This window comes from Stenotrophomonas sp. K-6 (assembly GCF_056861555.1).
This window is the reverse complement of record NZ_JBSPUC010000001.1, coordinates 237172-260790: the sequence shown is the minus strand read 5'-3', so window position 1 is coordinate 260790 and position 23619 is coordinate 237172. Positions and strand designations below refer to the sequence as shown.

The 23619-nt window shown below is 65.8% G+C and carries 28 protein-coding genes and 2 tRNA genes; 13 read left to right on the top strand and 17 right to left on the bottom strand.

Annotation, left to right across the window (positions count from 1 at the left end; translation table 11 throughout):
* Nucleotide 1: 1 nt before the first annotated feature.
* From bfr to AC13F7_RS01200, 3 genes are all read right to left on the bottom strand, one after another.
* A complete protein-coding gene (gene bfr, locus AC13F7_RS01210; RefSeq protein ID WP_019185321.1) occupies nucleotides 2-472 on the bottom strand; it encodes a bacterioferritin in 471 nt (156 codons plus the stop codon).
* 107 nt (nucleotides 473-579) lie between these two features.
* Entirely contained in the window at nucleotides 580-786 is a 207-nt protein-coding gene (locus tag AC13F7_RS01205; protein WP_088433582.1) for a (2Fe-2S)-binding protein, read from the bottom strand.
* Nucleotides 787-903: 117 nt separating this feature from the next.
* A complete protein-coding gene (locus AC13F7_RS01200) occupies nucleotides 904-1536 on the bottom strand; it encodes an RNA pyrophosphohydrolase (protein WP_179459853.1) in 633 nt (210 codons plus the stop codon).
* A gap of 120 nt (nucleotides 1537-1656) precedes the next feature.
* Here AC13F7_RS01200 and AC13F7_RS01195 point away from each other — a divergent pair.
* Nucleotides 1657-1733, top strand: a tRNA-Met gene (locus AC13F7_RS01195).
* Between the two features lie 49 nt (nucleotides 1734-1782).
* A tRNA-Gln gene (locus tag AC13F7_RS01190) sits at nucleotides 1783-1857 on the top strand.
* Nucleotides 1858-2185: 328 nt separating this feature from the next.
* On the opposite strand, the gene rpsI is transcribed toward AC13F7_RS01190, so the two are convergent.
* Together rpsI and rplM are read right to left on the bottom strand one after the other, a co-directional pair.
* On the bottom strand, nucleotides 2186-2578 hold the full coding sequence (rpsI, locus tag AC13F7_RS01185; protein ID WP_017354549.1) for a 30S ribosomal protein S9: 393 nt from the start codon (nucleotides 2576-2578) through the stop codon (nucleotides 2186-2188).
* 2 nt (nucleotides 2579-2580) lie between these two features.
* A complete protein-coding gene (gene rplM / locus AC13F7_RS01180; protein ID WP_017354548.1) occupies nucleotides 2581-3009 on the bottom strand; it encodes a 50S ribosomal protein L13 in 429 nt (142 codons plus the stop codon).
* Nucleotides 3010-3191: 182 nt separating this feature from the next.
* Between rplM and coq7 the strand changes: the two genes are divergently transcribed.
* A complete protein-coding gene (gene coq7 / locus AC13F7_RS01175; RefSeq protein WP_481467118.1) occupies nucleotides 3192-3836 on the top strand; it encodes a 2-polyprenyl-3-methyl-6-methoxy-1,4-benzoquinone monooxygenase in 645 nt (214 codons plus the stop codon).
* A 147-nt stretch (nucleotides 3837-3983) separates the two neighbouring features.
* Here the strand turns inward: coq7 and sugE are convergent, their stop codons facing one another.
* Nucleotides 3984-4301: a quaternary ammonium compound efflux SMR transporter SugE gene (sugE, locus tag AC13F7_RS01170; protein ID WP_482998983.1), complete on the bottom strand. Its 318-nt coding sequence runs from the start codon at nucleotides 4299-4301 to the stop codon at nucleotides 3984-3986.
* A 169-nt stretch (nucleotides 4302-4470) separates the two neighbouring features.
* A complete protein-coding gene (speD, locus tag AC13F7_RS01165) occupies nucleotides 4471-5265 on the bottom strand; it encodes an adenosylmethionine decarboxylase (protein ID WP_019185315.1) in 795 nt (264 codons plus the stop codon).
* A 170-nt stretch (nucleotides 5266-5435) separates the two neighbouring features.
* Here speD and crp point away from each other — a divergent pair, with 170 nt between their 5' ends.
* Together crp and AC13F7_RS01155 are read left to right on the top strand one after the other, a co-directional pair.
* The gene (gene crp / locus AC13F7_RS01160) at nucleotides 5436-6101 is read left to right on the top strand and encodes a cAMP-activated global transcriptional regulator CRP (protein ID WP_088433580.1); all 666 of its coding nucleotides are present in this window, start codon (nucleotides 5436-5438) and stop codon (nucleotides 6099-6101) included.
* A 125-nt stretch (nucleotides 6102-6226) separates the two neighbouring features.
* Nucleotides 6227-6988: a sulfite exporter TauE/SafE family protein gene (locus tag AC13F7_RS01155; RefSeq protein ID WP_481467117.1), complete on the top strand. Its 762-nt coding sequence runs from the start codon at nucleotides 6227-6229 to the stop codon at nucleotides 6986-6988.
* Nucleotides 6989-7037: 49 nt separating this feature from the next.
* Here the strand turns inward: AC13F7_RS01155 and AC13F7_RS01150 are convergent, their stop codons facing one another.
* From AC13F7_RS01150 to AC13F7_RS01110, 9 genes are all read right to left on the bottom strand, one after another.
* Nucleotides 7038-7754 carry a haloacid dehalogenase-like hydrolase gene (locus tag AC13F7_RS01150; RefSeq protein ID WP_481467115.1) on the bottom strand — a complete coding sequence of 239 codons (717 nt, stop codon included), beginning with the start codon at nucleotides 7752-7754 and terminating at the stop codon, nucleotides 7038-7040.
* Nucleotides 7751-8545: an indole-3-glycerol phosphate synthase TrpC gene (gene trpC / locus AC13F7_RS01145; RefSeq protein ID WP_481467113.1), complete on the bottom strand. Its 795-nt coding sequence runs from the start codon at nucleotides 8543-8545 to the stop codon at nucleotides 7751-7753. Before trpC ends, AC13F7_RS01150 begins: the two co-directional genes overlap by 4 nt.
* A 63-nt stretch (nucleotides 8546-8608) precedes the next feature.
* On the bottom strand, nucleotides 8609-9646 hold the full coding sequence (trpD, locus tag AC13F7_RS01140; RefSeq protein WP_481467111.1) for an anthranilate phosphoribosyltransferase: 1038 nt from the start codon (nucleotides 9644-9646) through the stop codon (nucleotides 8609-8611).
* A 32-nt stretch (nucleotides 9647-9678) separates the two neighbouring features.
* Nucleotides 9679-10257: an anthranilate synthase component II gene (locus AC13F7_RS01135; RefSeq protein WP_481467109.1), complete on the bottom strand. Its 579-nt coding sequence runs from the start codon at nucleotides 10255-10257 to the stop codon at nucleotides 9679-9681.
* A 75-nt stretch (nucleotides 10258-10332) separates the two neighbouring features.
* Nucleotides 10333-11808, bottom strand: a complete 1476-nt coding sequence (gene trpE / locus AC13F7_RS01130) for an anthranilate synthase component I (RefSeq protein WP_482998982.1) — start codon at nucleotides 11806-11808, stop codon at nucleotides 10333-10335.
* A 167-nt stretch (nucleotides 11809-11975) separates the two neighbouring features.
* Complete coding sequence (gene yegS, locus AC13F7_RS01125) at nucleotides 11976-12908, bottom strand: lipid kinase YegS (protein ID WP_481467105.1); 933 nt, start codon at nucleotides 12906-12908, stop codon at nucleotides 11976-11978.
* A 189-nt stretch (nucleotides 12909-13097) separates the two neighbouring features.
* Nucleotides 13098-13580: a GNAT family N-acetyltransferase gene (locus AC13F7_RS01120; protein WP_482999475.1), complete on the bottom strand. Its 483-nt coding sequence runs from the start codon at nucleotides 13578-13580 to the stop codon at nucleotides 13098-13100.
* Nucleotides 13581-13597: 17 nt separating this feature from the next.
* A complete protein-coding gene (gene rpe / locus AC13F7_RS01115) occupies nucleotides 13598-14275 on the bottom strand; it encodes a ribulose-phosphate 3-epimerase (RefSeq protein WP_482998981.1) in 678 nt (225 codons plus the stop codon).
* 42 nt (nucleotides 14276-14317) lie between these two features.
* Entirely contained in the window at nucleotides 14318-14647 is a 330-nt protein-coding gene (locus tag AC13F7_RS01110; RefSeq protein ID WP_123730837.1) for a J domain-containing protein, read from the bottom strand.
* A 143-nt stretch (nucleotides 14648-14790) separates the two neighbouring features.
* Between AC13F7_RS01110 and AC13F7_RS01105 the strand changes: the two genes are divergently transcribed.
* The 8 genes from AC13F7_RS01105 to AC13F7_RS01070 all read left to right on the top strand — a co-directional run bounded on the left by AC13F7_RS01105 (nucleotide 14791) and on the right by AC13F7_RS01070 (nucleotide 22630).
* The gene (locus AC13F7_RS01105) at nucleotides 14791-15717 is read left to right on the top strand and encodes a phosphoribosylaminoimidazolesuccinocarboxamide synthase (protein WP_482998980.1); all 927 of its coding nucleotides are present in this window, start codon (nucleotides 14791-14793) and stop codon (nucleotides 15715-15717) included.
* A gap of 135 nt (nucleotides 15718-15852) precedes the next feature.
* Nucleotides 15853-16335, top strand: a complete 483-nt coding sequence (locus AC13F7_RS01100) for an Mpo1 family 2-hydroxy fatty acid dioxygenase (protein WP_121040632.1) — start codon at nucleotides 15853-15855, stop codon at nucleotides 16333-16335.
* A 360-nt stretch (nucleotides 16336-16695) separates the two neighbouring features.
* On the top strand, nucleotides 16696-19521 hold the full coding sequence (locus tag AC13F7_RS01095) for a monovalent cation/H+ antiporter subunit A (RefSeq protein WP_482998979.1): 2826 nt from the start codon (nucleotides 16696-16698) through the stop codon (nucleotides 19519-19521).
* Complete coding sequence (locus AC13F7_RS01090) at nucleotides 19521-19904, top strand: Na+/H+ antiporter subunit C (protein ID WP_019185295.1); 384 nt, start codon at nucleotides 19521-19523, stop codon at nucleotides 19902-19904. Before AC13F7_RS01095 ends, AC13F7_RS01090 begins: the two co-directional genes overlap by 1 nt.
* Nucleotides 19901-21436 (top strand): monovalent cation/H+ antiporter subunit D, encoded by a 1536-nt coding sequence (locus AC13F7_RS01085; protein ID WP_482998978.1) that lies wholly within the window; start codon nucleotides 19901-19903, stop codon nucleotides 21434-21436. The genes AC13F7_RS01090 and AC13F7_RS01085 overlap by 4 nt, the downstream gene beginning before the upstream one ends.
* On the top strand, nucleotides 21433-21939 hold the full coding sequence (locus AC13F7_RS01080; RefSeq protein WP_481467098.1) for a Na+/H+ antiporter subunit E: 507 nt from the start codon (nucleotides 21433-21435) through the stop codon (nucleotides 21937-21939). Before AC13F7_RS01085 ends, AC13F7_RS01080 begins: the two co-directional genes overlap by 4 nt.
* Nucleotides 21936-22220: a K+/H+ antiporter subunit F gene (locus AC13F7_RS01075; RefSeq protein ID WP_019185292.1), complete on the top strand. Its 285-nt coding sequence runs from the start codon at nucleotides 21936-21938 to the stop codon at nucleotides 22218-22220. The genes AC13F7_RS01080 and AC13F7_RS01075 overlap by 4 nt, the downstream gene beginning before the upstream one ends.
* Nucleotides 22217-22630, top strand: coding sequence for a Na+/H+ antiporter subunit G (locus AC13F7_RS01070; RefSeq protein WP_481467096.1), 414 nt, complete (start codon nucleotides 22217-22219; stop codon nucleotides 22628-22630). Before AC13F7_RS01075 ends, AC13F7_RS01070 begins: the two co-directional genes overlap by 4 nt.
* Nucleotides 22631-22645: 15 nt before the next feature.
* On the opposite strand, the gene AC13F7_RS01065 is transcribed toward AC13F7_RS01070, so the two are convergent.
* Entirely contained in the window at nucleotides 22646-23602 is a 957-nt protein-coding gene (locus AC13F7_RS01065; RefSeq protein ID WP_482998977.1) for a sodium:calcium antiporter, read from the bottom strand.
* Nucleotides 23603-23619 lie beyond the last annotated feature (17 nt).

Here is a 23619-nt window from a genome sequence, read left to right as displayed (position 1 = left end):
GTCAGTCTTCGATCTTGGTCAGCAGGTAGTTCGGTTCGCCGATGCGCTCGATCAGATCCAGCTGGGTTTCCAGCCAGTCGATATGCTCTTCCTCGGACTCGAGGATTTTCACGAACAGCTGGCGGCTGACGTAGTCGCCGATCGAATCGGCATAGGCCACCGCTTCGCGCAGCGTGACCACGCCATCGCGTTCCAGGCTGAGATCGCACTGCAGGATCTCGGCGGGGTTCTCGCCGATGCGCAGCTTGCCCAGCGCCTGGAAGTTCGGCAGGCCTTCGAGGAAGAGGATGCGGTCGGACAGGATGTCCGCATGCTTCATCTCTTCGATCGATTCCTTGTACTCGTGATCGGCGAGTTCCTTCAGACCCCAGTTCTTCAGCATCTTGGCGTGCAGGAAGTACTGGTTGATCGCGGTCAGCTCGTTGTAGAGGACCTTGTTGAGGAATTCGATGACTTTGGCGTCGCCCTTCATGAGCGTGCTCCTGCTGCGTGGAATCGAGCGCACTGTAGCGTGTCGCGCGCAGGCATGAAGGAACGCGAATCGTGCTCAGTTGCGGCCCGCAACCGGGTAGGACGATCTCAGGCGGCTTGCAGGCCCAATACCGGCAGCGGCAGGTCGTGGGTGGCGCTGAACTTGGCCAGCAGGTCCGCCGCCATGTCCAGGCAGGAGCCGCAGGTGGCGCCGCAGCCGGTGCGCATCGTCAACTCGGACACGCTCACGACACCGCTTTGCGCGGCTTCGCGGATCTGATGGTCGGTAACCCCGTTGCAGATGCAGACGTACACGTGCGGACTCGGCAGGCAGGCCCGGATCGGCCTGCTGCTATTCCAATCGAAACGAGAATGGTTGTCAATTTCGAACCTGAATCATTCTCGATACGGTTCAGAGCCACCGCCGAGCGATCAGACGGCGCCCGGCTCGCCCTTGGCCTTGCTGCGCGGCCAGTAGCCGCCGCCCCGCTTGGGCGTGGTGCGCTTGCGCGGCCGGTCGTGGCCGGCGGCGTTGCCCGGCATCCAGGCCTCCTGGGCGGACTTGGGCATCGATTCCACCCCGGTCCCGGCCACCCCCCGCGCCAAGGGCGCCAGATGGCGCAGGGCGCGCGCGTAGACGCCCCGCTTGAACATCACCACATGCTCCACCGGGTACCAGAAATCGACCCAGCGCCACTGGTCGAACTCGGGGCTGTCGGTATGGTCCAGGGTGACGTGGGATTCGTCTCCCGCCAGCCGGAGCAGGAACCACACCTGCTTCTGGCCGATGCAGACCTGCCGTTCATTGCGGCGGATGGCCCGTGCCGGCAGCCGATAGCGAAGCCAACCCGGCGTCGCCCCGAGCACTTCAACGTGCTCCGGCAACAACCCGGTTTCTTCCTGCAACTCGCGATACATGGCTTCGACAGGCGTCTCGTCGGTATTCATGCCGCCCTGCGGGAACTGCCAGCCATCCCGGCGCACACGTCGTGCCCAGAAAACCTGCCCATCCTGACGCATCAGCACAATACCGACGTTCGGTCGATAGCCGTCCGGATCGATCACGATGCGGACTCCTAGAAAAATCTACTGATCGGACTGTGCCATGCCCGCTGCCCACTCACAAGCGCGGTGAAAAAGTGTTGACAGATTCCGAATACATCTCCAGAATTGCCGGCTCCCTGAGGCTATGTAGCTCAGCCGGTTAGAGCACAGCACTCATAATGCTGGGGTCGGTGGTTCGAGTCCACCCATAGCCACCAAGTCCGCTTGGTTTTTCAGGGAAAAAGTGCAATAATTGCACGCACATATTGCCCCGTCGCCAAGCGGTAAGGCACCTGACTCTGACTCAGGCATTCGGTGGTTCGAATCCATCCGGGGCAGCCAAACAAACAGAAAAGGCCGATCGAAAGATCGGCCTTTTCTGTTTGTTTGAGCGTTTGTCCGGGCGCGAAACGGCCGACACCCTGCCCATGCCGGGCCGCGAACGCAGCCGACCAGCGGTCGGCACTACCGCCGCCACCACCGGCCCATGAAACAGCGGCGAGCACAGCAGTGACGCCGCAGCGTCGCCAGCCCGCGCAGCGCCCCTCCAACAACCAGATGATCTGCGCCAGGGACACCCACCCCCGGAAACGACAAAAGCCCGGCCGAAGCCGGGCTTTTGCGTACCTCCCAGGGGGATCCCGAAGGATCCCGCGCCAGGCGCGATGGATCAGCGCTTGGAGAACTGGGTGGCGCGACGTGCCTTGTGCAGGCCGACCTTCTTACGCTCGACTTCACGGGCGTCACGGGTCATGAAGCCAGCCTTGCGCAGCTCGGACTTCAGGGTTTCGTCGTACTCGACCAGTGCACGGGCGATGCCCAGACGGATCGCACCGGCCTGACCGGTGGTACCACCGCCAGCGGCGGTGACCATGATGTCGAAGCTTTCGGTGTTCTTGGTCAGTTCCAGCGGCTGACGCACGATCATGCGTGCAGTCTCACGGCCAAAGAACTCGTCCAGCGGACGGCCATTGACGGTGATGTTGCCGGCGCCCTTGCGCAGGAACACGCGGGCGGTGGAGGACTTGCGGCGGCCGGTGCCGTAGTTTTGCGTGATAGCCATGATTAGATATCCAGAACCTGAGGCTGCTGAGCGGCGTGCGGGTGCTCGGAACCCGAGTACACCTTGAGCTTGCGGTACATGGCGCGGCCCAGCGGGCCCTTCGGCAGCATGCCCTTGACGGCGGTCTCGATGACACGCTCCGGGTGGCGCTCAAGCGCCTGGGCCAGAGTTTCGGTCTTCAGGTTGCCGATGTAGCCAGTGAAACGGTGATACAGCTTGTCCTGCAGCTTGTTGCCGGTGACGGCAATCTTTTCTGCATTGATGACAACCAGGTAATCACCGGTATCAACGTGAGGGGTGTAAACCGGCTTGTGCTTGCCGCGCAGACGGCGGGCCAGCTCGGTGGACAGACGGCCCAGCGTCTTGCCGGATGCGTCGACGAGATACCAGTCGCGCTGGACGGTCTCGGACTTTGCAGTGAAAGTGCTCATGAAAGAACTCTAGTAGGTCGGGCTCATTACGGCGCAGTACGGCCGGAACTCTGCCACGCGTTGTGAAGAGGCGGGATTGTACTGGCCATCCCCGCCACATGCAAGTTGACCCTGATCCCGGCTTGGCACACCGGCCGCGGGGGGCGAGAATCGACAGTCCCCCGCCGCGACATCCCCCTGCCATGACCGCGCTCCGCCAGATCACCCCGCTCGACCACCTGCTGACCGAAGCCCAGCGGGCCCTGGATACGGTGTTCGGCAATCCGCCGGCCAGCCGCCCCTACCCTGCCGAGGCGACCCCGGATGTGCAGATGGCCGCTCGCGAGCGCCGCCATGCAGCCGGGCTGATGCGCATCAACCATGTCGGTGAAGTCTGCGCCCAGGGCCTGTACTTCGGCCAGGCCGCGGTCGCCCGCGAGCCGGAAACCCGCGCCCACCTGCTCGACGCCGCCCAGGAAGAAACCGACCACCTGGCCTGGTGTGCCCGGCGCCTGCGCGAACTGGACAGCCGGCCCAGCCTGTTCAACCCGATCTGGTATGCCGGCAGCTACACCATCGGCACCCTGGCCGGCCTGCGTGGCGACGGCTGGAACCTGGGATTCGTGGTCGAGACCGAGCGCCAGGTCGAAGCCCACCTTGATGAACACCTGGACACCCTGCCCCCGGCCGACCTGCGCAGCCGTGAGGTGATCAAGGTGATGAAGATCGACGAGGCCCGCCACGCCGACCACGCCGAGCATGCCGGCGCCCGGAAGTTGCCCGCACCGATCCCATCGGTAATGGCGCTGGCCTCCAAGGTGATGAAGACCATCGCATACCGCCTTTAAGCCTCCACCGCGCCGCGTGCATCTGGTGAGAAGCCCCCCCTGAGTCAGGGGGGCGCGGCGAAGCGGCGGGGGTATGGGTGTTCAGTGAGCCGGGGGCCCGCGGTTCGCACAGCGAACCGTGGGAGCGCCAGCGCGAATGCGAGGGCGTTACCCAGAGACCAGCTTCAGGCCGATCACACCGGCCACGATCAACGCGATGCAGGCCAGCCGCGACGGCGAGGCACTGTCGCCGAACAGGAAAATGCCGAGCATCGCCACGCCAAGCGCGCCAATGCCGGTCCAGATCGCATACGCCGTGCCGACCGGGATGGATTTCATCGCCTGGCTCATCAGGTACAGGCTGATCAGCGCGGCGCCAACGGTGGCCAGGGTGGGAAGCGGCTTGCTGAAGCCTTCGGAGTACTTCATTCCGATGGCAAAGCCGATTTCGAACAGACCGGCGACGAGAAGATAGATCCAGGGCATGGGGGATTCCTTGGGTTAACAAAAGCAAAACGGCCCGGTGTTTTCACACCGGACCGTCGTCGGTAGCTGCCGTGGAACCGGATTTTGCGCAAACACCGGTTCCACAGGGCGGGCCGTCCCGCCTGAGCGAGGCCGCCCGGGCCAAGCCCGGGCGACATCGCGAAGTGCCTCATTCGGCCAGATTGCGCCCATGGAACAGCTCTTCGATCTCACGGCGCAGCAGCGCCTCGATCTTCATGCGTTCCTTGAACGAGAGGTTCTTGGCCTTCTCTTCAAACAGGTACTGGTCCAGGTCGAAGTCCTTCAGGTGCATCTTCGTATGGAAGATGTTCTCCTGGTAGACGTTGACGTCGAACATCTCGTAACGCGACTTGATGTTCTTGGCCAGGAAGTTCTGGATCGAGTTGATCTTGTGATCGATGTAGTGCTTCTTGCCCTTCACATCACGGGTGAAGCCACGCACGCGGTAATCCATGATCACGATGTCCGATTCCAGACTCTCGATCAGGTAGTTCAGCGCCTTCAGCGGGGAAATCACGCCACAGGTGGCCACATCGATGTCCGCGCGGAACGTGGCGATGCCCTCCTGCGGGTGGGTTTCCGGGTACGTATGGACAGTGATGTGACTCTTGTCCATGTGCGCGACCACGGCGTCGGAGATCAGCTCCTTGCCGGCCTGCTTCTTGTCGATCACCGGCTCTTCCGAGATCAGGATCGTCACCGAGGCACCCTGGGGATCGTAGTCCTGGCGGGCCACGTTCAGGATGTTCGCACCGATGATCTCGGCAACGTCGGTCAGGATCTGAGTCAGCCTATCGGCGTTGTACTCTTCATCAATATATTCGATGTAACGCTGACGCTCCTCTTCGGTGCGGGCGTAACAGACGTCATAGATGTTGAAGCTCAACGCCTTGGTGAGGTTGTTGAAACCCTGCAACCTCAGGCGAGGCAACGGCTTGACCACGGCGGTCGATCCTGTGTGTGGTGGGAAAGAAGTAATTATGGGGCAAAGTGATCGAGGGCGAAACTTGCATTGAAACGAGTACCTGTGTTCGGTTTGCCCTTAACAATTCGGATCGTTAAGCTCCCGGCACATAGCCGTGAATTCTTCATGAGCAATCGGAGCGCCTCAACGTGTCAACTGTGCGCCTTGCTACAAGTCCGTTGGCCCTGGACATCGCCACCATCGATCGCTTCCTGGCCCACAGCCACCGCCGGCGCTATCCCGCGCGTACTGACGTCTTTCGTCCGGGGGATCCGGCCGGGACCCTGTACTACGTGATCAGTGGCTCAGTCTCAATAATGGCTGAGGAAGATGACGATCGTGAGCTGGTGCTGGGCTATTTCGGCTCGGGCGAGTTCGTCGGCGAGATGGGGCTGTTCGTCGAATCGGACCGCCGCGAGGTCATCCTGCGCACCCGTACGCCGTGTGAACTGGCCGAGATCAGCTACGAGCGCCTGCATCAGCTGTTCCTGGGGCCGCTCTCGGCCGATGCTCCGCGCCTGCTCTACTCCATCGGCCAGCAGCTCTCCAAGCGCCTGCTCGATACCAGCAGGAAAGCCAGCCGCCTGGCCTTCCTGGATGTCACCGACCGCATCGTGCGGACCCTGCATGATCTGTCGCGCGAGCCGGAGGCGATGAGCCACCCGCAGGGCACCCAGCTGCGTGTCTCACGCCAGGAACTGGCCCGCCTGGTCGGCTGCTCGCGTGAAATGGCCGGCCGCGTGCTGAAGAAGCTGCAGACCGACGGCCAGCTGCATGCCCGTGGCAAGACCGTGGTTCTGTACGGCACCCGCTGATTCTGCCCGCGTAGTGCCGGCCGCTGGCCGGCAACCACGCACATCCACACCGACGCCCGTCGACCTGGACGAGGTTACCGGCCAGCGACCGGCACTACCTGCCCATTTGCCGCTAGGCTGTTCGCATGGAACTTGGCAGTGAATTCTATTGGTTCATCCTGATCGGCCTCGGCGCGCAGCTGGTCGATGGCGCGCTGGGCATGGCCTTCGGGCTGATCTCTTCCTCCGTGCTGCTCAGCATGGGCCTGCCGCCAGCAGCAGTCAGCGCGAGCATCCATACCGCGGAAGTCTTCACCACGGGCGCCTCCGGGGTCTCGCACCTGGTCGCCGGCAATGTGGACCGCCGGCTGTTCCTGCGACTGGCGCTGCCCGGCGCGGTCGGCGGCGTGGTGGGCGCCTACGTGCTGACCCAGCTTCCCGGTGACGTAATCCGCCCCTTCATCTATATGTATCTGCTGGTGCTCGCCATCTTCATCCTGCTGCGTGCGGCCGGACGGATGCTGCCGGCCCAGGAAGTGAAGCGTGTCCCGCTGCTGGGGTTCGTGGCCGGCCTGCTGGATGCCAGCGGCGGCGGCGGATGGGGGCCGGTGGCCACCTCCACCCTGCTGGCCCGCGGTGGCCAGGCCCGTACCACCATCGGCACGGTCAACGCGGCCGAGTTCGTGGTCACGCTTGCGGTCTCGATCACCTTTCTTCTGACCATGGGCGTGCAGTACCTGAACATCGTGGCCGGCCTGCTGATCGGCGGCATGATGGCGGCACCGGTGGCCGCGATTCTGGTCAAAAAGGTCAAGGAGCGCTGGGTGCTGATTGCCGTCGGCGTGCTGGTGCTGGGCATCAGCCTGTTCCAGATCGGGCATGCGATCGGGCAGTGGCGCGCAGGCTGAGCTGGACCCGACACTTTTCCAGCCCCTTTCAGGCTATTTCAACGTCGCATCAGACCTTGTCACCGGCCCGATCGACACAGCCCCAGTTGAGCACCGGGGTGCCCGGCGGCAGCACCTGGCGGAAATAGTCCACGCGTGACGCCTTCGGGTTGACCACCACCGGCGCCGCTGCGGCCAGCAACAGCGGCAGGTCGGCGCTGCTGTCGGAGTACGCGACGTCCACGTCGCCATAGCCGCGCTCGCGGAGCATCCGCATCTTTTCTTCGTTGTGGCAGTGCCGGGTGGCGATCACCGCGCCCAGGAACGGGCCGACCTCACTGCCGATCACCGGCACGCCCTGGTGGGCGACGAAGGCCAGGATGGCGCGGGCCAGCTCCGGCGGTGCGCCGGTGGCGACCACGACGCGATCGCCGGCGGCACGATGCCGGGCAAACACCTCCAGCGCCACGGGCAGCAGGCGGCGCCGGATATCGGCCTCGTGCTTGAGAACGTAGCGGTCGATCACCTTGTTGAACTCGCGCGCCCGGTGCAGGCCAAACGTGGCGATCCAGACATAGCCGGAGATGCCGCGGCGGCGGGTGGGCAGGAACGCCACCAGCGGGCCGAGCAGCGGCGTGGCCAACAGGGCGGCCAGCAGCCGCAGCGGGTTGCGCTTGATCAGCCACGCGAACAGATGGCTGCCGGAATCGCCGTCATACAGGGTGTGATCGAAGTCGAAGACCACCAGCGGGGCGTCGTCGCGCGGCGTTGGGTAGATCGCTGTCATGCGCTGAAGAATAGCTGACGCAGGCCCTCGCCGGGCTCTTCCACGCGCATGAAAGCCTCGCCGACCAGGAACGCGTTGACCCCGGCCTCGCGCATCACGGTGACGTCAGCCGGGCCGAGGATGCCGCTTTCGGTCACCAGCAGGCGGTCGCGTGGCACGGCCTGGCGCATGTCCAGCGTGGTCTGCAGCGACACCTCGAAGGTGCGCAGGTTGCGGTTGTTGATGCCGATCAGCGGCACCGGCACCTGGATGGCACGCTCGAGCTCGTCGATGTCGTGCACTTCCACCAGTACGTCCATGCCCAGCTGCATGGCCAGGTCGGACAGCTCGGCCAGCTGGCGGTCGTCCAGCGCGGCCACGATCAGCAGAATGCAGTCCGCGCCGAGTACGCGCGCTTCATACACCTGATAAGCATCGATCACGAAGTCCTTGCGCAGCACCGGCAGCGTGCAGGCGTCACGGGCCTGCTGCAGGTAGGCGTCGCTGCCCTGGAAGAAATCCACGTCGGTCAGTACGGACAGGCAGCTGGCGCCGCCGAACTCGTAGCTCACCGCGATGTCGGCCGGATGGAAGTCCGGGCGGATCACGCCCTTGGACGGGCTGGCCTTCTTGATTTCGGCGATCACGGCCGGATGCCCCGCGGCAATCGAGGCACGCAGCGCATCGGCGAAGCCGCGCACCGGCGGCGCTTGTTCCACGCGCGCGATCAGTGCCTCCAGCGGCACTTGGGCCCGGCGTGCGGCGACTTCGTCGGCCTTGCGGGCCAGGATGGTATCGAGGATGTCGCTCATGTCATTGGGGTCCTGGAGGCCGGCCATTATCGACCAGCTCCGCTGAATTCGGAAAACGCGGGCTCAGACGGCCCCGCGGATGCGGCGGGTGGCGGCAACGTACTGCTCCATCCGCGAGCGTGCACTGCCATCGGCCAGTACCGCACGGGCACGGGCCAGGCCATCGGCAATGCTGTCGGCGACACCGGCCACATACAGCGCCGCACCGGCGTTGAGCGCGACGATGTCGAGCGCCGGGCCGGGCTGGTTGTCGAGCACGCCGCGCAGCATCGCGATGGATTCCTCTGGGCCATCCACCTTGAGGTTGCGGCTGGCCGACATCGCGATGCCGAAGTCTTCCGGATGGATCTCGTACTCGCGCACCTTGCCGTCGCGCAGCTCGCCCACCAGCGTGCCGGCGCCGAGCGAGATCTCATCCATGTTGTCGCGGCCCCACACCACCAGCGCGCGTTCGGCGCCGAGTTCACGCAGCACGCGCGCCTGGATGCCGACCAGATCCGAGTGGAATACACCCATCAACACGTTGGTCGCGCCCACCGGATTGGTCAGCGGGCCGAGGATGTTGAAGATCGTGCGCACCCCCATCTCGCGGCGTACCGGCGCGACGACCTTCATCGCCGGGTGGTGCATCGGCGCGAACATGAAGCCGATACCGGTCTCGGTGATGGCGCGTGCGACCTCCTGCGGCTGCAGATCGATGATCGCGCCAAGTGCTTCAACCGCGTCGGCGCTGCCGGACTTGGAGGAAACACTGCGGTTGCCGTGCTTGGCCACCTTGGCCCCGGCCGCAGACACCACGAACATCGCGCAGGTGGAGATGTTGAAGGTATGCGAGCCGTCGCCACCGGTGCCGACGATGTCCACCAGCTGCGTCTTGTCCTCCACCGGCACGGCGAGGGCGAGCTCACGCATCACGGTCGCGGCACCGGCGATTTCGCCGATGGTTTCCTTCTTGACCCGCAGGCCGGTCAGGATCGCGGCGGTCATCACCGGCGACACTTCACCACGCATGATCTGCCGCATCAGGTCGACCATTTCGTCGAAGAAGATTTCGCGATGCTCGATGGTGCGCTGCAGAGCTTCCTGGGGGGAGAAGGTCATGCGGGGTCCTTTGTGATGCGGGTGCGGCGCGCTCAGCGCTGCAGGAAATTCTTCAGCAGGGCATGGCCATGCTCGGTGAGGATCGACTCGGGATGGAACTGCACACCCTCGACCGGATACTCGCGATGGCGCAGGCCCATGATCTCTTCGATCGAGCCGTCCGCGTTCTCGGTCCAGGCGGTCATTTCCAGGCAGGCCGGCAACGTGGTCTTGTCGACCACCAGCGAGTGGTAGCGCGTGGCCTGGTAGCGGTCCGGCAGGCCGGCGAACACGCCCCTGCCTTCATGCCGGATCGGCGAGGTCTTGCCGTGCATGATGTTGGTGGCGCGGATCACATCGCCGCCATACACCTGGCCGATGCTCTGGTGGCCCAGGCACACGCCCAGGATCGGCGTGGTCGGGCCGAGCCGGCGGATCAGCTCCAGCGACACGCCCGCTTCGTTTGGCGTGCAAGGGCCGGGCGAAATCACGATGCGCTCAGGGGCGAGCGCGGCGATCTCATCGACGCTCAACGCGTCGTTGCGCACCACCTTGACCTCGGCGCCCAGCGTCTGCAGGTACTGCACGAGGTTGTAGGTGAAGCTGTCGTAGTTGTCGAGCATCAACAACATGGTCAGGGTCCGTCTTGAATGGGGAAGTGGCGTGCACGCAACCGTGCACGTGTCATGCATCTGGGCAGAGGAGCCTTACAGGCCCTTGGCAGCCTGCGCGACCGCACGGAACAGCGCGCGGCCCTTGTTCATCGTCTCGTCCCATTCCTTGCCGGGATCGGAGTCGTAGACGATGCCGGCGCCGGCCTGCACATGCAGGCGGCCGTCCTTGATCACAGCGGTGCGGATCGCGATCGCGGTATCGGCATCGCCATGCCAGCCGATGTAGCCGATGCTGCCGGCGTAGACGTTGCGCTTGATCGGTTCCAGCTCGCGGATCACTTCCAGCGCGCGGATCTTCGGCGCGCCGCTGACGGTGCCGGCCGGGAACGTCGCGCGCAGCACGTCGGCATAGCTCAGGCCCGGCTGCAGCTGCCCGGTGACTTCGCTGACGATGTGCATGACGTGGCTGTAGCGTTCGATCACGAACTGCTCGCCCACTTCCACCGTGCCCGCCTTGGAGACGCGGCCCGCATCGTTGCGGCCCAGGTCGATCAGCATCAGATGCTCGGCGCGCTCCTTGGGATCGGCCAGCAGTTCGGCTTCCAGTGCGTTGTCTTCTTCCACCGTCGCGCCGCGCGGGCGGGTGCCGGCGATCGGACGCACGGTGACCTCCCCGTCCTGCAGGCGCACCAGGATTTCCGGCGAGGAGCCGACCACCTGCACGTCGCCGGTGTCGAGGAAGTACATGTACGGCGAGGGATTGAGCGCACGCAGCGCGCGGTACACATCCACCGGGCGCGCCTTGAACGGCACGCTCAGGCGCTGGCTCAGCACCACCTGGAAGATGTCGCCGGCGCGGATGTATTCCTTGGATTTGTCGACCGCGGCGATGAAGCCTTCGCGGGTGAAGCCGGAGACGAAATCGTTCTCGTCCAGCACGTCGCGGGTGATCGGTGCGGGGTAGCCGGCGCCGGGCGCGCGCAGCTTGGCGACCAGCGCATCCAGCTTGGCCTGGGCATCCTCCCATGCACCGGGCTGACCCGGGTCGGCATGCACGATCAGGTACAGGCGGCCCTTGAGGTTGTCGAACACCGCCAGTTCTTCGGAATGCAGCAGCAGGATGTCCGGGGTGCCCAGCTCATCGCGGCCACGCGGCGGGGCCAGGCGCGGTTCGATGTAACCGATGCATTCAAAGCCGAACCAGCCGACCAGTCCACCGGTGAAGCCCGGCAGACCGGCCAGCTTGGGCACCGAGTGGGCGCTGCGCAGCGCTTCGACCTCGGTGAACGGGTCGGCGACCTCGCGGGTGTCCACCACGGTGCCGGACTCGCTGATGGTCAGGGTATGGCCGTGGAAGGCATACACCCGGCGCGCCGGCAGGCCGATGATGGAATAGCGCCCGAAGCGTTCGCCGCCTTCGACCGATTCAAACAGATAGGTATGCGGGCCGTCGGCGAGCTTCAGATAGACCGAAAGCGGCGTGTCCAGGTCGGACAGCACTTCACGGACGACGGGGATGCGGGTGTGGCCTTCAGCGGCCTGCTGCTGGAACTGCTCGAGCGTAATCAAGACGACTTTCCTTCCGGGAAACGGCGGTGGCGGGACGGACGACGGCAACAGGCCACCATCGCCACCAACGGCGAGCGGAAGAAAGGGTATGCGGGGTCGTCAGAATGGACACACGGCGACTGTACCGCATTGACGGCACCGGATGGAACCCGGCGCCGCCCGGCGCATCAGGCGCGCGACAGCAGCGGGCTGTCCAGCGCCACATGCAGGTTGACCCGCCCCGGCACGCAGTCGATGCGGAAGTGCCGTGCCTGGACCGGTTCGCCATCCAGATTGAGCGTCAGCGGCGCCTCGGCGTCGATCTCCACCCACGGTGCCTGCACACGTTCGGCTACCTGCTCCAGCGCGCCGCGCTTGCCCCCCTTGACCAGCGCGGCAAAGGTGGAGGCGACCTCCCCGCTCAGCTCAGGGATCACCGTGATATCCAGCAGACCATCATCGATCAGGGCCTCCGGACACAGCACCTGCCCGCCGCCGGCCTGGCGACCGTTGCCGACGCCCAGGGCGATGAAGCCACCGGCCCACGCGAACCCCGGCGCCCGGACCTGCGCCTGGATCGGATCGATCCGCCCCAGCCGCGATATCCCGGTGACCAGATAGGCCAGCCCGCCGAGCACTTTCTTCAAGCCCTCATCGGTCTCCACCGTGACCTCGGTGCCGAAGCCGCCACTGGCGACGTTCGCGCACCACCACACCTTGCCATCGGCATCGATGCGCAGCAGATCGACCGGGCGCGCGGGCGCCTGCGCGATCAGCTCCAGCGCCGCCAGCGGTTCATCGGGAATCTCCGCCGCGGTGGCGAAGTCATTGGCCGTGCCCAACGGCAACAGGCCCAGCGACGGCAACGCGTCAGCCGACTCCTCGCGATGCGCCAGCGTTTCGGCCACCTCACTGAGGGTGCCGTCACCGCCGGCCGCGATGATCGTATCGACCCCATGGGCGATCGCCTCGGCCACATAGCGCTCGGCATCGCCCGATTCCCAGGTCACCCGTACCTCCAGCTGCACCCCGCGCTCGCGCAGCGCCGCCACCGCCTCGCGCACATCCTCATTGCCGGTGGCCTTGCCGTTGAGGATCAAACGCCAATGGGGACGGCTCATGCGGTACTTCCAGGGAGTGGGGAAGCGAAGGCTAGCAGCGGACGGCGTGGCCGCCGGTGAACGTCATCAAAGCGTCACCAGGGGCCCGGAGAATGGGAGGCCATAGCAAGGAAGATGGATGGAGGCAGGATCAGCCTCCCGCTATTCCCAGGGCCGCACCAGAAATGGTGCGGTCTTTTTTTGGACAGCTCAGCCTGCGGCAAACGCCCGCAACGCCTCGCCCTCCATCCGGTATACCGTCCACTCGCTCTGCGGCTTCGCACCTGCGGCCGCGTAGAACTGGATCGCCGGCTCATTCCAGTCCAGCACCGACCACTCGAAACGACCGCAGCCTTCGGCCACCGCGATCCGCGCGATGTGCTGCAGCAGCGCCTTGCCGGCACCGCTGCCGCGGCGCTCCGGGCTGACGTACAGATCTTCCAGATAGATCCCGTTACGGCCCAGCCACGTCGAATAGTTGTAGAAATACACCGCATACCCGATGGCCACGCCGTCGGCTTCGCAGATCAGTGCATGCGCCTTGGCATCGGGGCCGAACAGGCTCGCGCGGATACCCGCTTCGTCGGTCTGCACCGACGACTCGGCCTTCTCGTAGATCGCCAACTCGCGGATGAAGCGCAGGATCAGCCCCGCATCCTCGGCGGTGGCCACGCGGATGGTCACGGCAGCCACCGGTTGCATGGCTCAGCTCAGCCCCGCGCCGCGGCGACGTTGCTGCGCATCTGCGCGATGATGTCCTGGTAGCTGGTCTTCGCGTTGAAGATCGCCGAGCCGGCCACGAACGCATCCGCACCGGCCGCCGCGATCGCGCCGATGTTGTCGGCCTTCACGCCACCGTCGATCTCTAGGCGGATGTCCTTGCCACTGGCATCGATCTTCTTGCGGATCGCGCGCACCTTGTCCAGCGCCGACGGAATGAACGCCTGGCCGCCGAAACCCGGATTGACCGACATCACCAGCACCAGGTCCAGGTCATCGAGCACCCAGTCCAGGATGTCCACCGGCGTGGCCGGGTTGAGCACCACGCCCGGCTTGCAGCCCAGCGAACGGATCAGCTGGATCGTGCGGTGCACGTGGCGGCTCGCCTCCGGATGGAAGCTGATGTAGGTCGCGCCGGCCTCGGCGAAGTCCGGAATGATCCGGTCCACCGGCTCCACCATCAGATGCACGTCGATCGGTGCGGTCACGCCGTGCTTGCGCAGGGCCTGGCAGACCAGCGGGCCGATCGTCAGATTCGGCACGTAGTGGTTGTCCATCACATCGAAATGCACCCAGTCGGCGCCGGCCGCGAGCACGTTGTCCACTTCCTCGCCCAGGCGGGCGAAATCGGCGGACAGAATGGAGGGAGCAATGATGCAGTTGGACATGGCCGGGGCCTTCAGGAGGTTGAAAGGGGGCGCCGCGCGGCATCAGCGCTTGCGCAGGGTCTTGATGCGGTCATAGGCGGCATTGAGCTGGCGTGACTTGCGCTCGGCCTGCTGGCGCAGCTCCGGCGCCGCGCCGACCACCTTGTCCGGGTGGTACTGGGACATCAGGCGGCGGTAGGCCAGGTCGATCTCGGCATCGGTCGCCTCGGAGGTCAGCCCCAGCTCGCGGTAGGGATTTTCCCTGTTCAGCCGGAACCAGTCGGCATCGAAGGCGTGCCCCAGCAACAGCCCGACCACGGCCCCGAACAGCGGATTGGGCCTGAACAACAGGGCGCCAGCGATGAATCCGAGCAGTTTTCCGTACCAGCGCATGGTGGTCTGGGCAGCCGAGGCGACAAAGGATCCTCATTTTACGTCACAGCGGGCCCAACCCGCTTTACACTAGGCCGCCCGCTGTCTGTGCGGGCCCTCCGGGTCCCCTGGACAGCTGTCATGACGAAGCCTCAGGAGTGCCCGTGCCGACCACGTTGTTGCAATCCGATCTCCCCGGCCTGCCCTTGCGCCATCGCGGCAAGGTGCGTGATGTTTTCGACATTCCGCGCGACCGGCTCCCCGCCGGCACTCCGCCGGGGGACTACCTGCTGATGGTCGCCACCGACCGTCTGTCAGCCTTCGACGTGGTGCTGCCCGATCCGATCCCCGGCAAGGGCGAAATGCTCTGCCAGGTCTCGAACTTCTGGTTCGCCAAGACCGCGCACCTGATGCCCAATCACCTGACCGGCATCGATGTGGCCAGCGTGCTGCCCGAGGGCGTCGATCCGGCCCTGTACGCCAAGCGCGCCGTGGTCACCCGCAAGCTCAAGCCGGTCCCGGTCGAGGCGATCGCCCGCGGCTACCTGATCGGCAGTGGCTGGAAGGACTACCAGCGCACCGGCAAGATCAGCGGCATCGAGCTGCCGGACGGCCTGCGCCAGGCCGAACAGCTGCCCGAACCGATCTTCACCCCCTCGACCAAGGCCGCCGTCGGCGACCATGACGAGAACATCGATTTCGATGCGATGGTCAAGGCGGTCGGCGCGGACCTGGCCGAGCGCGTGCGCGATGCCACCCTGCGCATCTATGCGTACGCGGCCGAGTACGCCCGCGAGCGCGGCATCATCCTGGCCGACACCAAGTTCGAGTTCGGTACCGATGCCGATGGCCGTCTGTACATCATGGACGAGATGCTGACCCCGGATTCCTCGCGCTACTGGCCGGCCGACGAGTACGAGGTGGGCACCAGCCCGCCGAGCTACGACAAGCAGTTCGTCCGCGACTACCTGGAAACGCTGGACTGGGGCAAGACCGCGCCGGGCCCGAGCATCCCCGCCGAGATCATCGAGCGCACCCGCGCCAAGTACGCCGAGGCGCTGCAGCGCCTGGCGGGCATCTCGGTCGACTGACCGGCACGGCGTTCCCCGGCCCTGCGCCGGGGAACGCGGTTTTCGATGCCGGGGCCATGTCGGGCAGCGGATGGAAGGCAGCCGACCAACGGTCGGCCCTACCGGCGGTATGCTCTGCAGATCCTGGGAGGGAACATGGCCACCACCACCGTCGCACGCCCGATCGACCGCTACTTCGCCAGCTATTCCGACGATCACCGCAATGCGCTGAACCAGCGCATCCACGTCGTGGCCGTCCCGGCGATCGCGTGGTCGGTGATCGCCCTGCTGTGGTGCCTGCCGCCGCTGATCACCTGGTTCCAGAACGGGATCTGGGCGGGCCTGGCGATGTTCGCCGCCTGGTGCTTCTACAACCGCCTCTCGCGCACGCTGGGCTACGGCATGCTCGCGTTCTTCTTCGTCAGCGGCTGCGTCTGCCGGCTGCTGGAGGCCGAGATCGGCCTGGTGAACCTGTTCTGGCTGGCGCTGGGGGTTTTTGCCGTGGCGTGGGTGGCACAGTTCATCGGCCACAAGCACGAAGGCCGCAAGCCGAGCTTCCTGACCGATCTGGTCTACCTGCTGATCGGTCCGCTGTGGGTGCTGGCCAAGCTCTATCGCCGGATGGACTGGCGCTACTGACCCGGTTTTCCTGAACGAGTGCGGACACTCACCGGCACTCCACGCCGCACCGTCCAGCATCGTCCCCAGTGGCCTTTCGAGCGACGGCCACCGTTCATCTTCGTGCATACCGTTACCCCCCCCGCAGCCCCTGCGACGACTGGTTCCGGACCCGTTTGGACAGGCGTCGGGAGGCCACAGTCGGCAAAGTCGGCAGCGGGCCTCCATACGGCCGCCGACGGACCCGAATGGGGCCGGGCGCTGGCCGGAAAAAATGAATCAGTGCACGTTACATGCAATTGAGGGCGTATTCGGGTGTATCGGCAGCAATTGCCCGCCTGTTAGACTGAACGACCTGCTCGTGAATCCCGCATTCCCTGCATGAATCCTAGTCTGCTCCTGCTGCTCGCCCTGCCCTTCCTGATGGCAGTGGCCGTCGCTTCATTCCGCCGCACCTCCCGCTCCACGGCCGCCTGGGTAGCCGCGGCCGCTCCGCTGGGGGGACTGGCGCTGTTGGCGACGATGACCCCGGCGATCATGGACGGCGGGATCGTCCGCAGTTACGGGGAGTGGATACCGCAGATCGGCCTGGCCTTCTCGCTGCGCCTGGACGGCCTGGCCTGGATGTTCGCCGGGATGGTGCTGGCCATTGGTGCGCTGGTGGTGATGTACGCCCATTACTACCTCAGCGCCCGCGACAGCGCCCACCGCTTCTACTGTTACCTGCTGCTGTTCATGGGCGCCATGCTGGGCATGGTCGTCTCGGGCAACCTGTTGCTGCTCATGGTGTTCTGGGAAATGACCAGCATCAGCTCGTTCCTGCTGATCGGCTTCTGGTCGCACCGCCAGGATGCCCGCGAGGGCGCCCGCATGGCCCTGGTGGTCACCGGCGGCGGCGGCCTGGCCCTGCTCGGCGGCGTGCTGCTGATCGGCCGCATCGTGGGCAGCTTCGAACTGGATGCGGTGCTCGCCGCCGGCGATCTGATCCGCGCCAGTTCGCTGTACCCGTATGCCCTGTTCCTGGTCCTGGCCGGCATCTTCACCAAGAGCGCCCAGTTCCCGTTCCACTTCTGGCTGCCGCACGCGATGGCCGCGCCGACGCCGGTCTCGGCCTATCTGCACTCGGCCACGATGGTCAAAGCCGGTGTGTTCCTGCTGGCGCGGCTGCATCCGGCGCTGGCCGGCACCGACCTGTTCTTCTATACCGTCAGCGGCATCGGTGCGATCACGTTGCTGATCGGTGCCTGGAACGCGATCTTCCAGCATGATCTCAAAGGCCTGCTGGCTTATTCGACGATCTCCCACCTGGGCCTGATCACCATGCTGTTCGGCCTGTCCGCGCCGATGGCGGTGGTCGCCGGCGTGTTCCACATCCTCAACCACGCCACCTTCAAGGCCTCGCTGTTCATGGCCGCGGGCATCATCGACCATGAGACCGGCACCCGCGACATGCGCAAGCTCGGTGGGCTGCGCCGCCTGATGCCGATCACCAGCGCGCTGGCGATCATCGCCTCGCTGGCCATGGCCGGCATTCCGCTGCTCAACGGCTTCCTGTCCAAGGAAATGCTGTTCGCCGAAGCGCTGACCGCCGGGCCCGAAGCGATGCGCATCGCCATGACGATCGCCGCATTGCTGGCTGGCGTGTTCGGCGTCGCCTACAGCTTGCGATTCGTGCACGACACCTTCTTCGGCAAGGGCCCGCACGATCTGGACCGCGTTCCGCATGAGCCGCCGCGTTTCATGAAGGTGCCGGTGGAAATCCTGGTGGTGGTCTGCGTGGCCGTCGGCGTCGCGCCCGCGATCACCATCGCGCCGGTGCTGCATGCCGCCGCGTCGTCGATCCTGGGCCCGGCGATGCCGGCGTACAGCCTCTCGGTCTGGCATGGCTTCAACATGCCGCTGGCGATGAGCGCTGCCGGTGTGGTCGGCGGCATCGTGCTGTACTTCGGCCTGCGCCGCCTGATCGACCTGCATGCGGTGGTCAGCCGCAGCATCGGCCGCAACATTTTCCACAAGCAGCTGGACCTGGTGTTCGGCTTCGCCCACCGGCTCACCCAGGGCCTGGCCAATGGCAGCCTGCAGCGCATGCTGATGGCGCTGGTGGTGGTGGCGATCATCGTCGCCGCCGCGCCGTTCGTGGCCAACCCGGCCTCGCCCAACTGGCCTTCGCCGCAGCCGATCCCGCTGTTGGGCTGGGCGCTGTGGCTGGTGATGATCGCCTGCGCGCTGGGCGCGTTGTTCGTCTACCGGCAGCGCCTGCTGGCGGTGCTGGTGGTCGGCGGCGTCGGCCTGATGGTCTCGCTGACCTTCGTGTTCCTGTCCGCGCCCGACCTGGCCCTGACCCAGCTGCTGGTGGAGATGGTGACTCTGGTCCTGATGCTGCTGGGCATGAACTACTTGCCGATCCAGTCGCCGCCGGAGAAATCGGTCTGGCGCAAACGTCGCGATGCGGTGATCGCGATCGTCGCCGGTGGCGGCCTGGCGGCGATGGCCTACACCGCGATGACCCTGCCGCCCAACACCATGGCTGGCGAGCTGCTGGCGCGTGCGCTGCCCGAGGCCTATGGGCAGAACGTGGTCAACGTGATCCTGGTCGACTTCCGTGGCTTCGATACGTTCGGCGAGATCACCGTGTTCGGCATCGCCGCGCTGGTGGTGCACGCCATGCTGCGCCGCTCGCGGATGGCGCCGGAACAGATCATGCCGGGCCCGCCGATCAAGCTGCCGGTGCCGGCCGATCTGGCGCAGATCATGTTCCCGCTCACCCTGACCGTCTCGATCTTCCTGTTCCTGCGCGGCCACAACGCGCCCGGCGGCGGCTTCATCGCCGGCCTGGTGCTGGCCGTGCCGCTGCTGATCCAGTACGTCATCCAGGGCACCACCTCGGTGGAATCGCGCTTCGGCTTCGATTACATCCGCTGCATCGGTGCCGGTCTGCTGATCGCCATCCTCAGTGGCTGCGCCTCGATGTTGTTTGGTGTGCCGTTCCTGACCAGTGGGCATCTGGACCTGCACATACCGCTGATCGGCGAGGTACCGCTGGCCAGTGCGATCGGCTTCGATACCGGCGTGTACCTGGTGGTATTCGGCGGTGTGATGCTGATGCTCTCGATGATGGGCACGATCAAGCCCTCGCGCACCCGCAACGCCCGCAAAGGCGAGATCGATCCCACCCGCCGTTCGGCAAAAACCGGGGAGATGCACTGATGGAACTGGCCCTGGCAAGCGCCATCGGCGTACTGAGCGCGATCGGCATCTACCTGCTGCTGCGCGCGCGCAGCTTCGATGTGATCCTCGGCATGACCTTCCTGTCGTATGCGACCAACCTGCTGATCTTTGCCGGCGGCCGGCTGGTGCAGGGCAAGGCCCCCGTGCTGCGTGAGGGCATCGACAGCGATCTGGGCAACTACACCGATCCGCTGCCGCAGGCGCTGGTGCTGACCGCCATCGTGATCGCCTTTGCGATGACGGCGGTCAGCATCGTGCTGGCGATGCGCAGCCGCAGCGACAACCACAGCGACCACGTGGACGCGCACGAAGAAGAAGAGCTTCCTGCCGATACCGCGCCGGGCCGGGAGGGCGGCGCATGAACCATGCGGTGATCCTGCCCATCCTGATTCCGCTGTTCGGCGCGGCCTGCTCGCTGTTCGTGGAGCATCGCCGCTATGGTCCGAAGGTGCAGCGCACGGTGGCGTGGACGACGCTGACCGCGCTCGCCGCGGCCGTGGCGCTGCTGTTCGCACAGACCGCCGATGGCAGCATCGCGGTGTACCTGCTGGGCGACTGGCCCTCGCGCCTGGGCATCGCGCTGGTGGCCGACCGCCTCTCGGCATGGATGCTGGTCACCACCCTGCTGCTGGCCATCCCGTGCCTGCTGCACGCCTGTTCGGGCTGGGACCGCCGCGCGCCGCACTTCCATGCGCTGTTCCAGTTCCAGCTGGTCGGCCTCAACGGCGCGTTCCTGACCGGCGATATCTTCAATCTCTTCGTGTTCTTCGAGGTGATGCTGATCGCCTCCTACGGCCTGCTGCTCAGCGGCGGGCGCGGCCTGCGCATGCGCATCGGCCTGCACTACGTGGTGTTCAACGTCACCGCCTCGACCCTGTTCCTGATCGCACTCGGCCTGCTGTACGCCTCGCTGGGCTCGCTCAACATGGCCGAGCTGTCCCAGCGCATCGCTGAAGTGCCGGCTTCGCACCTGACCCTGGTCAAGGCGACGATGGGGCTGTTGCTGCTGGTGTTCTGCAGCAAGGCCGCGCTGATGCCGCTGTACCTGTGGCTGCCCGAAGCGTATGCGCGTGCGCCGGCCGCAGTGGCGGCGCTGTTTGCGATCATGACCAAGGTCGGGCTGTACGCGGTGCTGCGGGTCAGCACCCTGTGGTTCGGCGACGGTGCCGGCCCGATGGCCGGTTACGGCAGCCAGTGGCTGCTCTGGGCCGGTGTGGCCACCCTCGTGCTGGGCGGCCTGGGTGTGCTCGCTGCGGCACGTCTGCGCGTGCTGATCTCCTACCTGGTGGTGGTTTCGGCGGCGACGCTGTTCATCGCCTTCTCGGTGCGCACACCCGAAGTGCTCTCGGCCGGCCTGTACTACCTGCCGCACAGCACCTTCGTGGCCGCCGCGCTGTTCCTCATTGCCGACCTGATCCGCCGCCGCCGTGGCGGTGCCAGCGACAAGAAGGAGATCATCGCGCCGATGCCGGGCAAGGAAACCCCTGCGGTGCTGTTCTTGATCGGCGCCGTCTCGGTGGCCGGCCTGCCGCCGCTGTCCGGCTTCCTGGCCAAGGCCGCGCTGCTGGCCGGCATGCCGGCGCAGTACACCTGGGCGGTCTGGGCCGCCGTGCTGGGCAGCAGCCTGATGGTGATCGTCGGCCTGACCCGTGGCGGCATCCGCCTGTTCTGGCGCGTACCGGTGGTCGAAGAAGGCGCGCCCAGACCGCGCAAGGCCCCCACGCGCACGGTGGAACTGTTCGCCGCCGCGCTGCTGCTCAGCTATGGCATCGCGATGAGCGTGTTCGCCGGCCCGCTGATGCAGCACACCGATGCGATGGCCACCCAGCTGCTGCAGCCCCAGGATTATGTGGGTGAACTGCGCGCTACCACGCCGGAGATCCGCCAGCCATGACGCGCAAGCCTTCCCTCTACAAACGCGTGCTGCCCTCGCCCTCGCTGAGCGTGATGGTGGTGGTGTTCTGGCTGCTGATGTCCGACAGCTTCACCCTCGGCCAGTTCGTGCTCGGCATGATCCTGGGCGTGGTGGTGCCGTTGTTCGCCGCGCGGCTGGACCGCGAGTTTGCGCGCATCGGCTCGCTCCGGCCGCTGCCCAAGCTGCTGTTCGTGACCCTATGGGACATCCTGATCTCCAACATCCGGGTCGCGATCCAGGTGCTGGGGCCGGAGCGCCGCATCCACCCCGGTTTCATCTGGCTGCCGCTGGATATCGCCAACATCCACGGCATCGCCGCGCTGACCAGCATGATTACGCTGACCCCGGGTACCGTCTCGGCCGCGTTGTCCGATGACCGCCGCTATCTGCTGGTGCACGTGCTGCATCTGGATGATCCGGACGAGCTGATCCGGCAGATCAAATCCCGCTACGAAGCCCCGCTGATGGAGATTTTCCCATGACCGGACATATGTTCATCCAGACCACCATGGTGGTGTGCATGCACGTGGTCGGCCTGGCCATGCTGCTGGCCACCTGGCGCCTGCTGCGCGGCCCGACCGTGCCGGACCGCATCCTCGCCTTGGACACGCTGTCGGTGACGGCCATCGCCGAGCTGATGCTGTTCGGCATGTACCTCAACTCGGCAGTGTATTTCGAAGCCGCGCTGATCATCGCCATGCTCGGCTTCGGCAGCACGGTGGTGCTGAGCAAGTTCGTGCTGCGCCGGGACATCGTCGAATGATCACCTTCATCCAGATCGTGCTGTCGATCCTGCTGCTGTTCGGCTGCTTCTTCATCCTGGTCGGTGCACTCGGCCTGGTGAAGCTCTCCACCTTCTTCAAGCGCCTGCATGCACCGACCAAAGCCAGCACGCTGGGCGTGGGCTGCGTGCTGGTCGGCTCGGTCTGCTATCACATCTTTCTCGGCGAGGATCCGCAGCCGCGCGAACTGCTGATCACCGTGTTCCTGTTCATCACCGCACCGATCAGCGCGCACATGATGGCCAAGGCCGCACTGTCGCTGCTGATGGAAACGCGGCCGGACCTGCCCGGCCACAAGACCGCCAAGGAAGAACAGTTGCCGCCGCCGGAGCCGCGCCATCCGGGCGACACCGAGGGTACCGAGGCGCCGGTTTCCCGGGACAGCCAGTAGAGCCGATTGCGACGTTCAGCCACCCCAGACCAGCGCCAGCTCCAGCGCGATCCAGCCAAGGAAGGCCACCACCAGCACCGCGCCTTCGCGCCGGCTGATCGTCAGATCGCCGCGCAGCATCGGATAGAGCACCAGTACGAAAGCGATCGCCGCCCGCAGTTCCAGCTTCACGAACGATTCGGGCAGCGCCATCGGCCGCAGTGCGGCCATGCCACCGACCACCACCAGCAGGTTGAACAGGCTTGAGCCGATGACGTGGCCCAGCACCATGTCGCCCTGACCACGTCGTGCCGCCGCGACGGCCGCAGCCACTTCGGGCAGAGCGGTGCCGATCGCCACCGGCAGCAGGCCGACCAGCAGGGGCGACCAGCCCAACCCGGCGCCGAACACCGGTGCGGCCTGCACGATCCAGCGCGCGCCGAAGTACAGGCACACCGCCGCGAACAGCAGCCGCAGGGTATTGAGGAACAGCCCGGTGCGGGTCATCGCATAGCCGGCGATGGCCGCGCGCACCGGCTCGGATTCCAGCTTCGCACGGCGCAGCAGGACCACCAGCAGGGCGACGAAGGCGAGCAGCAGCACGCCCCCTTCCCAGCGTGCGATCACGCCATCCAGGCCGAACAGGATCAGCAGCGCGCTGGCGGCGGCCAGGCAGACCAGCAACGGTGACAGCAGGCGCGCACGGACCAGCAGCGGCGCAGCCAGCGCCGCCAGGCCCAGGGTAAGGCCGACGTTGACGATGTTGCTGCCGACCGCATTGCCCAGCGCGAGCTCTTCTGCGCCAACCGCGAAGGCGCGCGCATTGACTACCAGCTCCGGCAGCGACGTGCCGAAGGCCACCAGCAGCAGCCCTGCAACGAACGGCGACGCCCCGAAGCGCTGGGCCAGGCCGGAGGCCGCCCGCACGATGGAGTCACCGCCCAGTGCCAACAGCACCAGGCCCAGCACGAACCAAACAGTGGCAGCGATCATCTGGGGCTCCCCGGTGA

Excerpts from the sequence above, each read along its gene's own strand:
- AC13F7_RS01065 (WP_482998977.1), bottom strand. The coding sequence starts at position 23,602 with ATGATCGCTGCCACTGTTTGGTTCGTGCTGGGCCTGGTGCTGTTGGCA.
- trpD (WP_481467111.1), bottom strand. The coding sequence starts at position 9,646 with ATGACCTTCTCCCCCCAGGAAGCTCTGCAGCGCACCATCGAGCATCGC.
- coq7 (WP_481467118.1), top strand. The coding sequence starts at position 3,192 with ATGACCGCGCTCCGCCAGATCACCCCGCTCGACCACCTGCTGACCGAA.
- AC13F7_RS01070 (WP_481467096.1), top strand. The coding sequence starts at position 22,217 with ATGATCACCTTCATCCAGATCGTGCTGTCGATCCTGCTGCTGTTCGGC.
- AC13F7_RS01085 (WP_482998978.1), top strand. The coding sequence starts at position 19,901 with ATGAACCATGCGGTGATCCTGCCCATCCTGATTCCGCTGTTCGGCGCG.
- AC13F7_RS01075 (WP_019185292.1), top strand. The coding sequence starts at position 21,936 with ATGACCGGACATATGTTCATCCAGACCACCATGGTGGTGTGCATGCAC.
- AC13F7_RS01155 (WP_481467117.1), top strand. The coding sequence starts at position 6,227 with ATGGAACTTGGCAGTGAATTCTATTGGTTCATCCTGATCGGCCTCGGC.
- AC13F7_RS01150 (WP_481467115.1), bottom strand. The coding sequence starts at position 7,754 with ATGACAGCGATCTACCCAACGCCGCGCGACGACGCCCCGCTGGTGGTC.
- yegS (WP_481467105.1), bottom strand. The coding sequence starts at position 12,908 with ATGAGCCGTCCCCATTGGCGTTTGATCCTCAACGGCAAGGCCACCGGC.
- AC13F7_RS01135 (WP_481467109.1), bottom strand. The coding sequence starts at position 10,257 with ATGTTGTTGATGCTCGACAACTACGACAGCTTCACCTACAACCTCGTG.
- rpsI (WP_017354549.1), bottom strand. The coding sequence starts at position 2,578 with ATGGCTATCACGCAAAACTACGGCACCGGCCGCCGCAAGTCCTCCACC.
- AC13F7_RS01110 (WP_123730837.1), bottom strand. The coding sequence starts at position 14,647 with ATGCGCTGGTACGGAAAACTGCTCGGATTCATCGCTGGCGCCCTGTTG.
- AC13F7_RS01090 (WP_019185295.1), top strand. The coding sequence starts at position 19,521 with ATGGAACTGGCCCTGGCAAGCGCCATCGGCGTACTGAGCGCGATCGGC.
- rpe (WP_482998981.1), bottom strand. The coding sequence starts at position 14,275 with ATGTCCAACTGCATCATTGCTCCCTCCATTCTGTCCGCCGATTTCGCC.
- trpC (WP_481467113.1), bottom strand. The coding sequence starts at position 8,545 with ATGAGCGACATCCTCGATACCATCCTGGCCCGCAAGGCCGACGAAGTC.
- AC13F7_RS01100 (WP_121040632.1), top strand. The coding sequence starts at position 15,853 with ATGGCCACCACCACCGTCGCACGCCCGATCGACCGCTACTTCGCCAGC.
- AC13F7_RS01095 (WP_482998979.1), top strand. The coding sequence starts at position 16,696 with ATGAATCCTAGTCTGCTCCTGCTGCTCGCCCTGCCCTTCCTGATGGCA.
- AC13F7_RS01080 (WP_481467098.1), top strand. The coding sequence starts at position 21,433 with ATGACGCGCAAGCCTTCCCTCTACAAACGCGTGCTGCCCTCGCCCTCG.
- bfr (WP_019185321.1), bottom strand. The coding sequence starts at position 472 with ATGAAGGGCGACGCCAAAGTCATCGAATTCCTCAACAAGGTCCTCTAC.
- sugE (WP_482998983.1), bottom strand. The coding sequence starts at position 4,301 with ATGCCCTGGATCTATCTTCTCGTCGCCGGTCTGTTCGAAATCGGCTTT.
- rplM (WP_017354548.1), bottom strand. The coding sequence starts at position 3,009 with ATGAGCACTTTCACTGCAAAGTCCGAGACCGTCCAGCGCGACTGGTAT.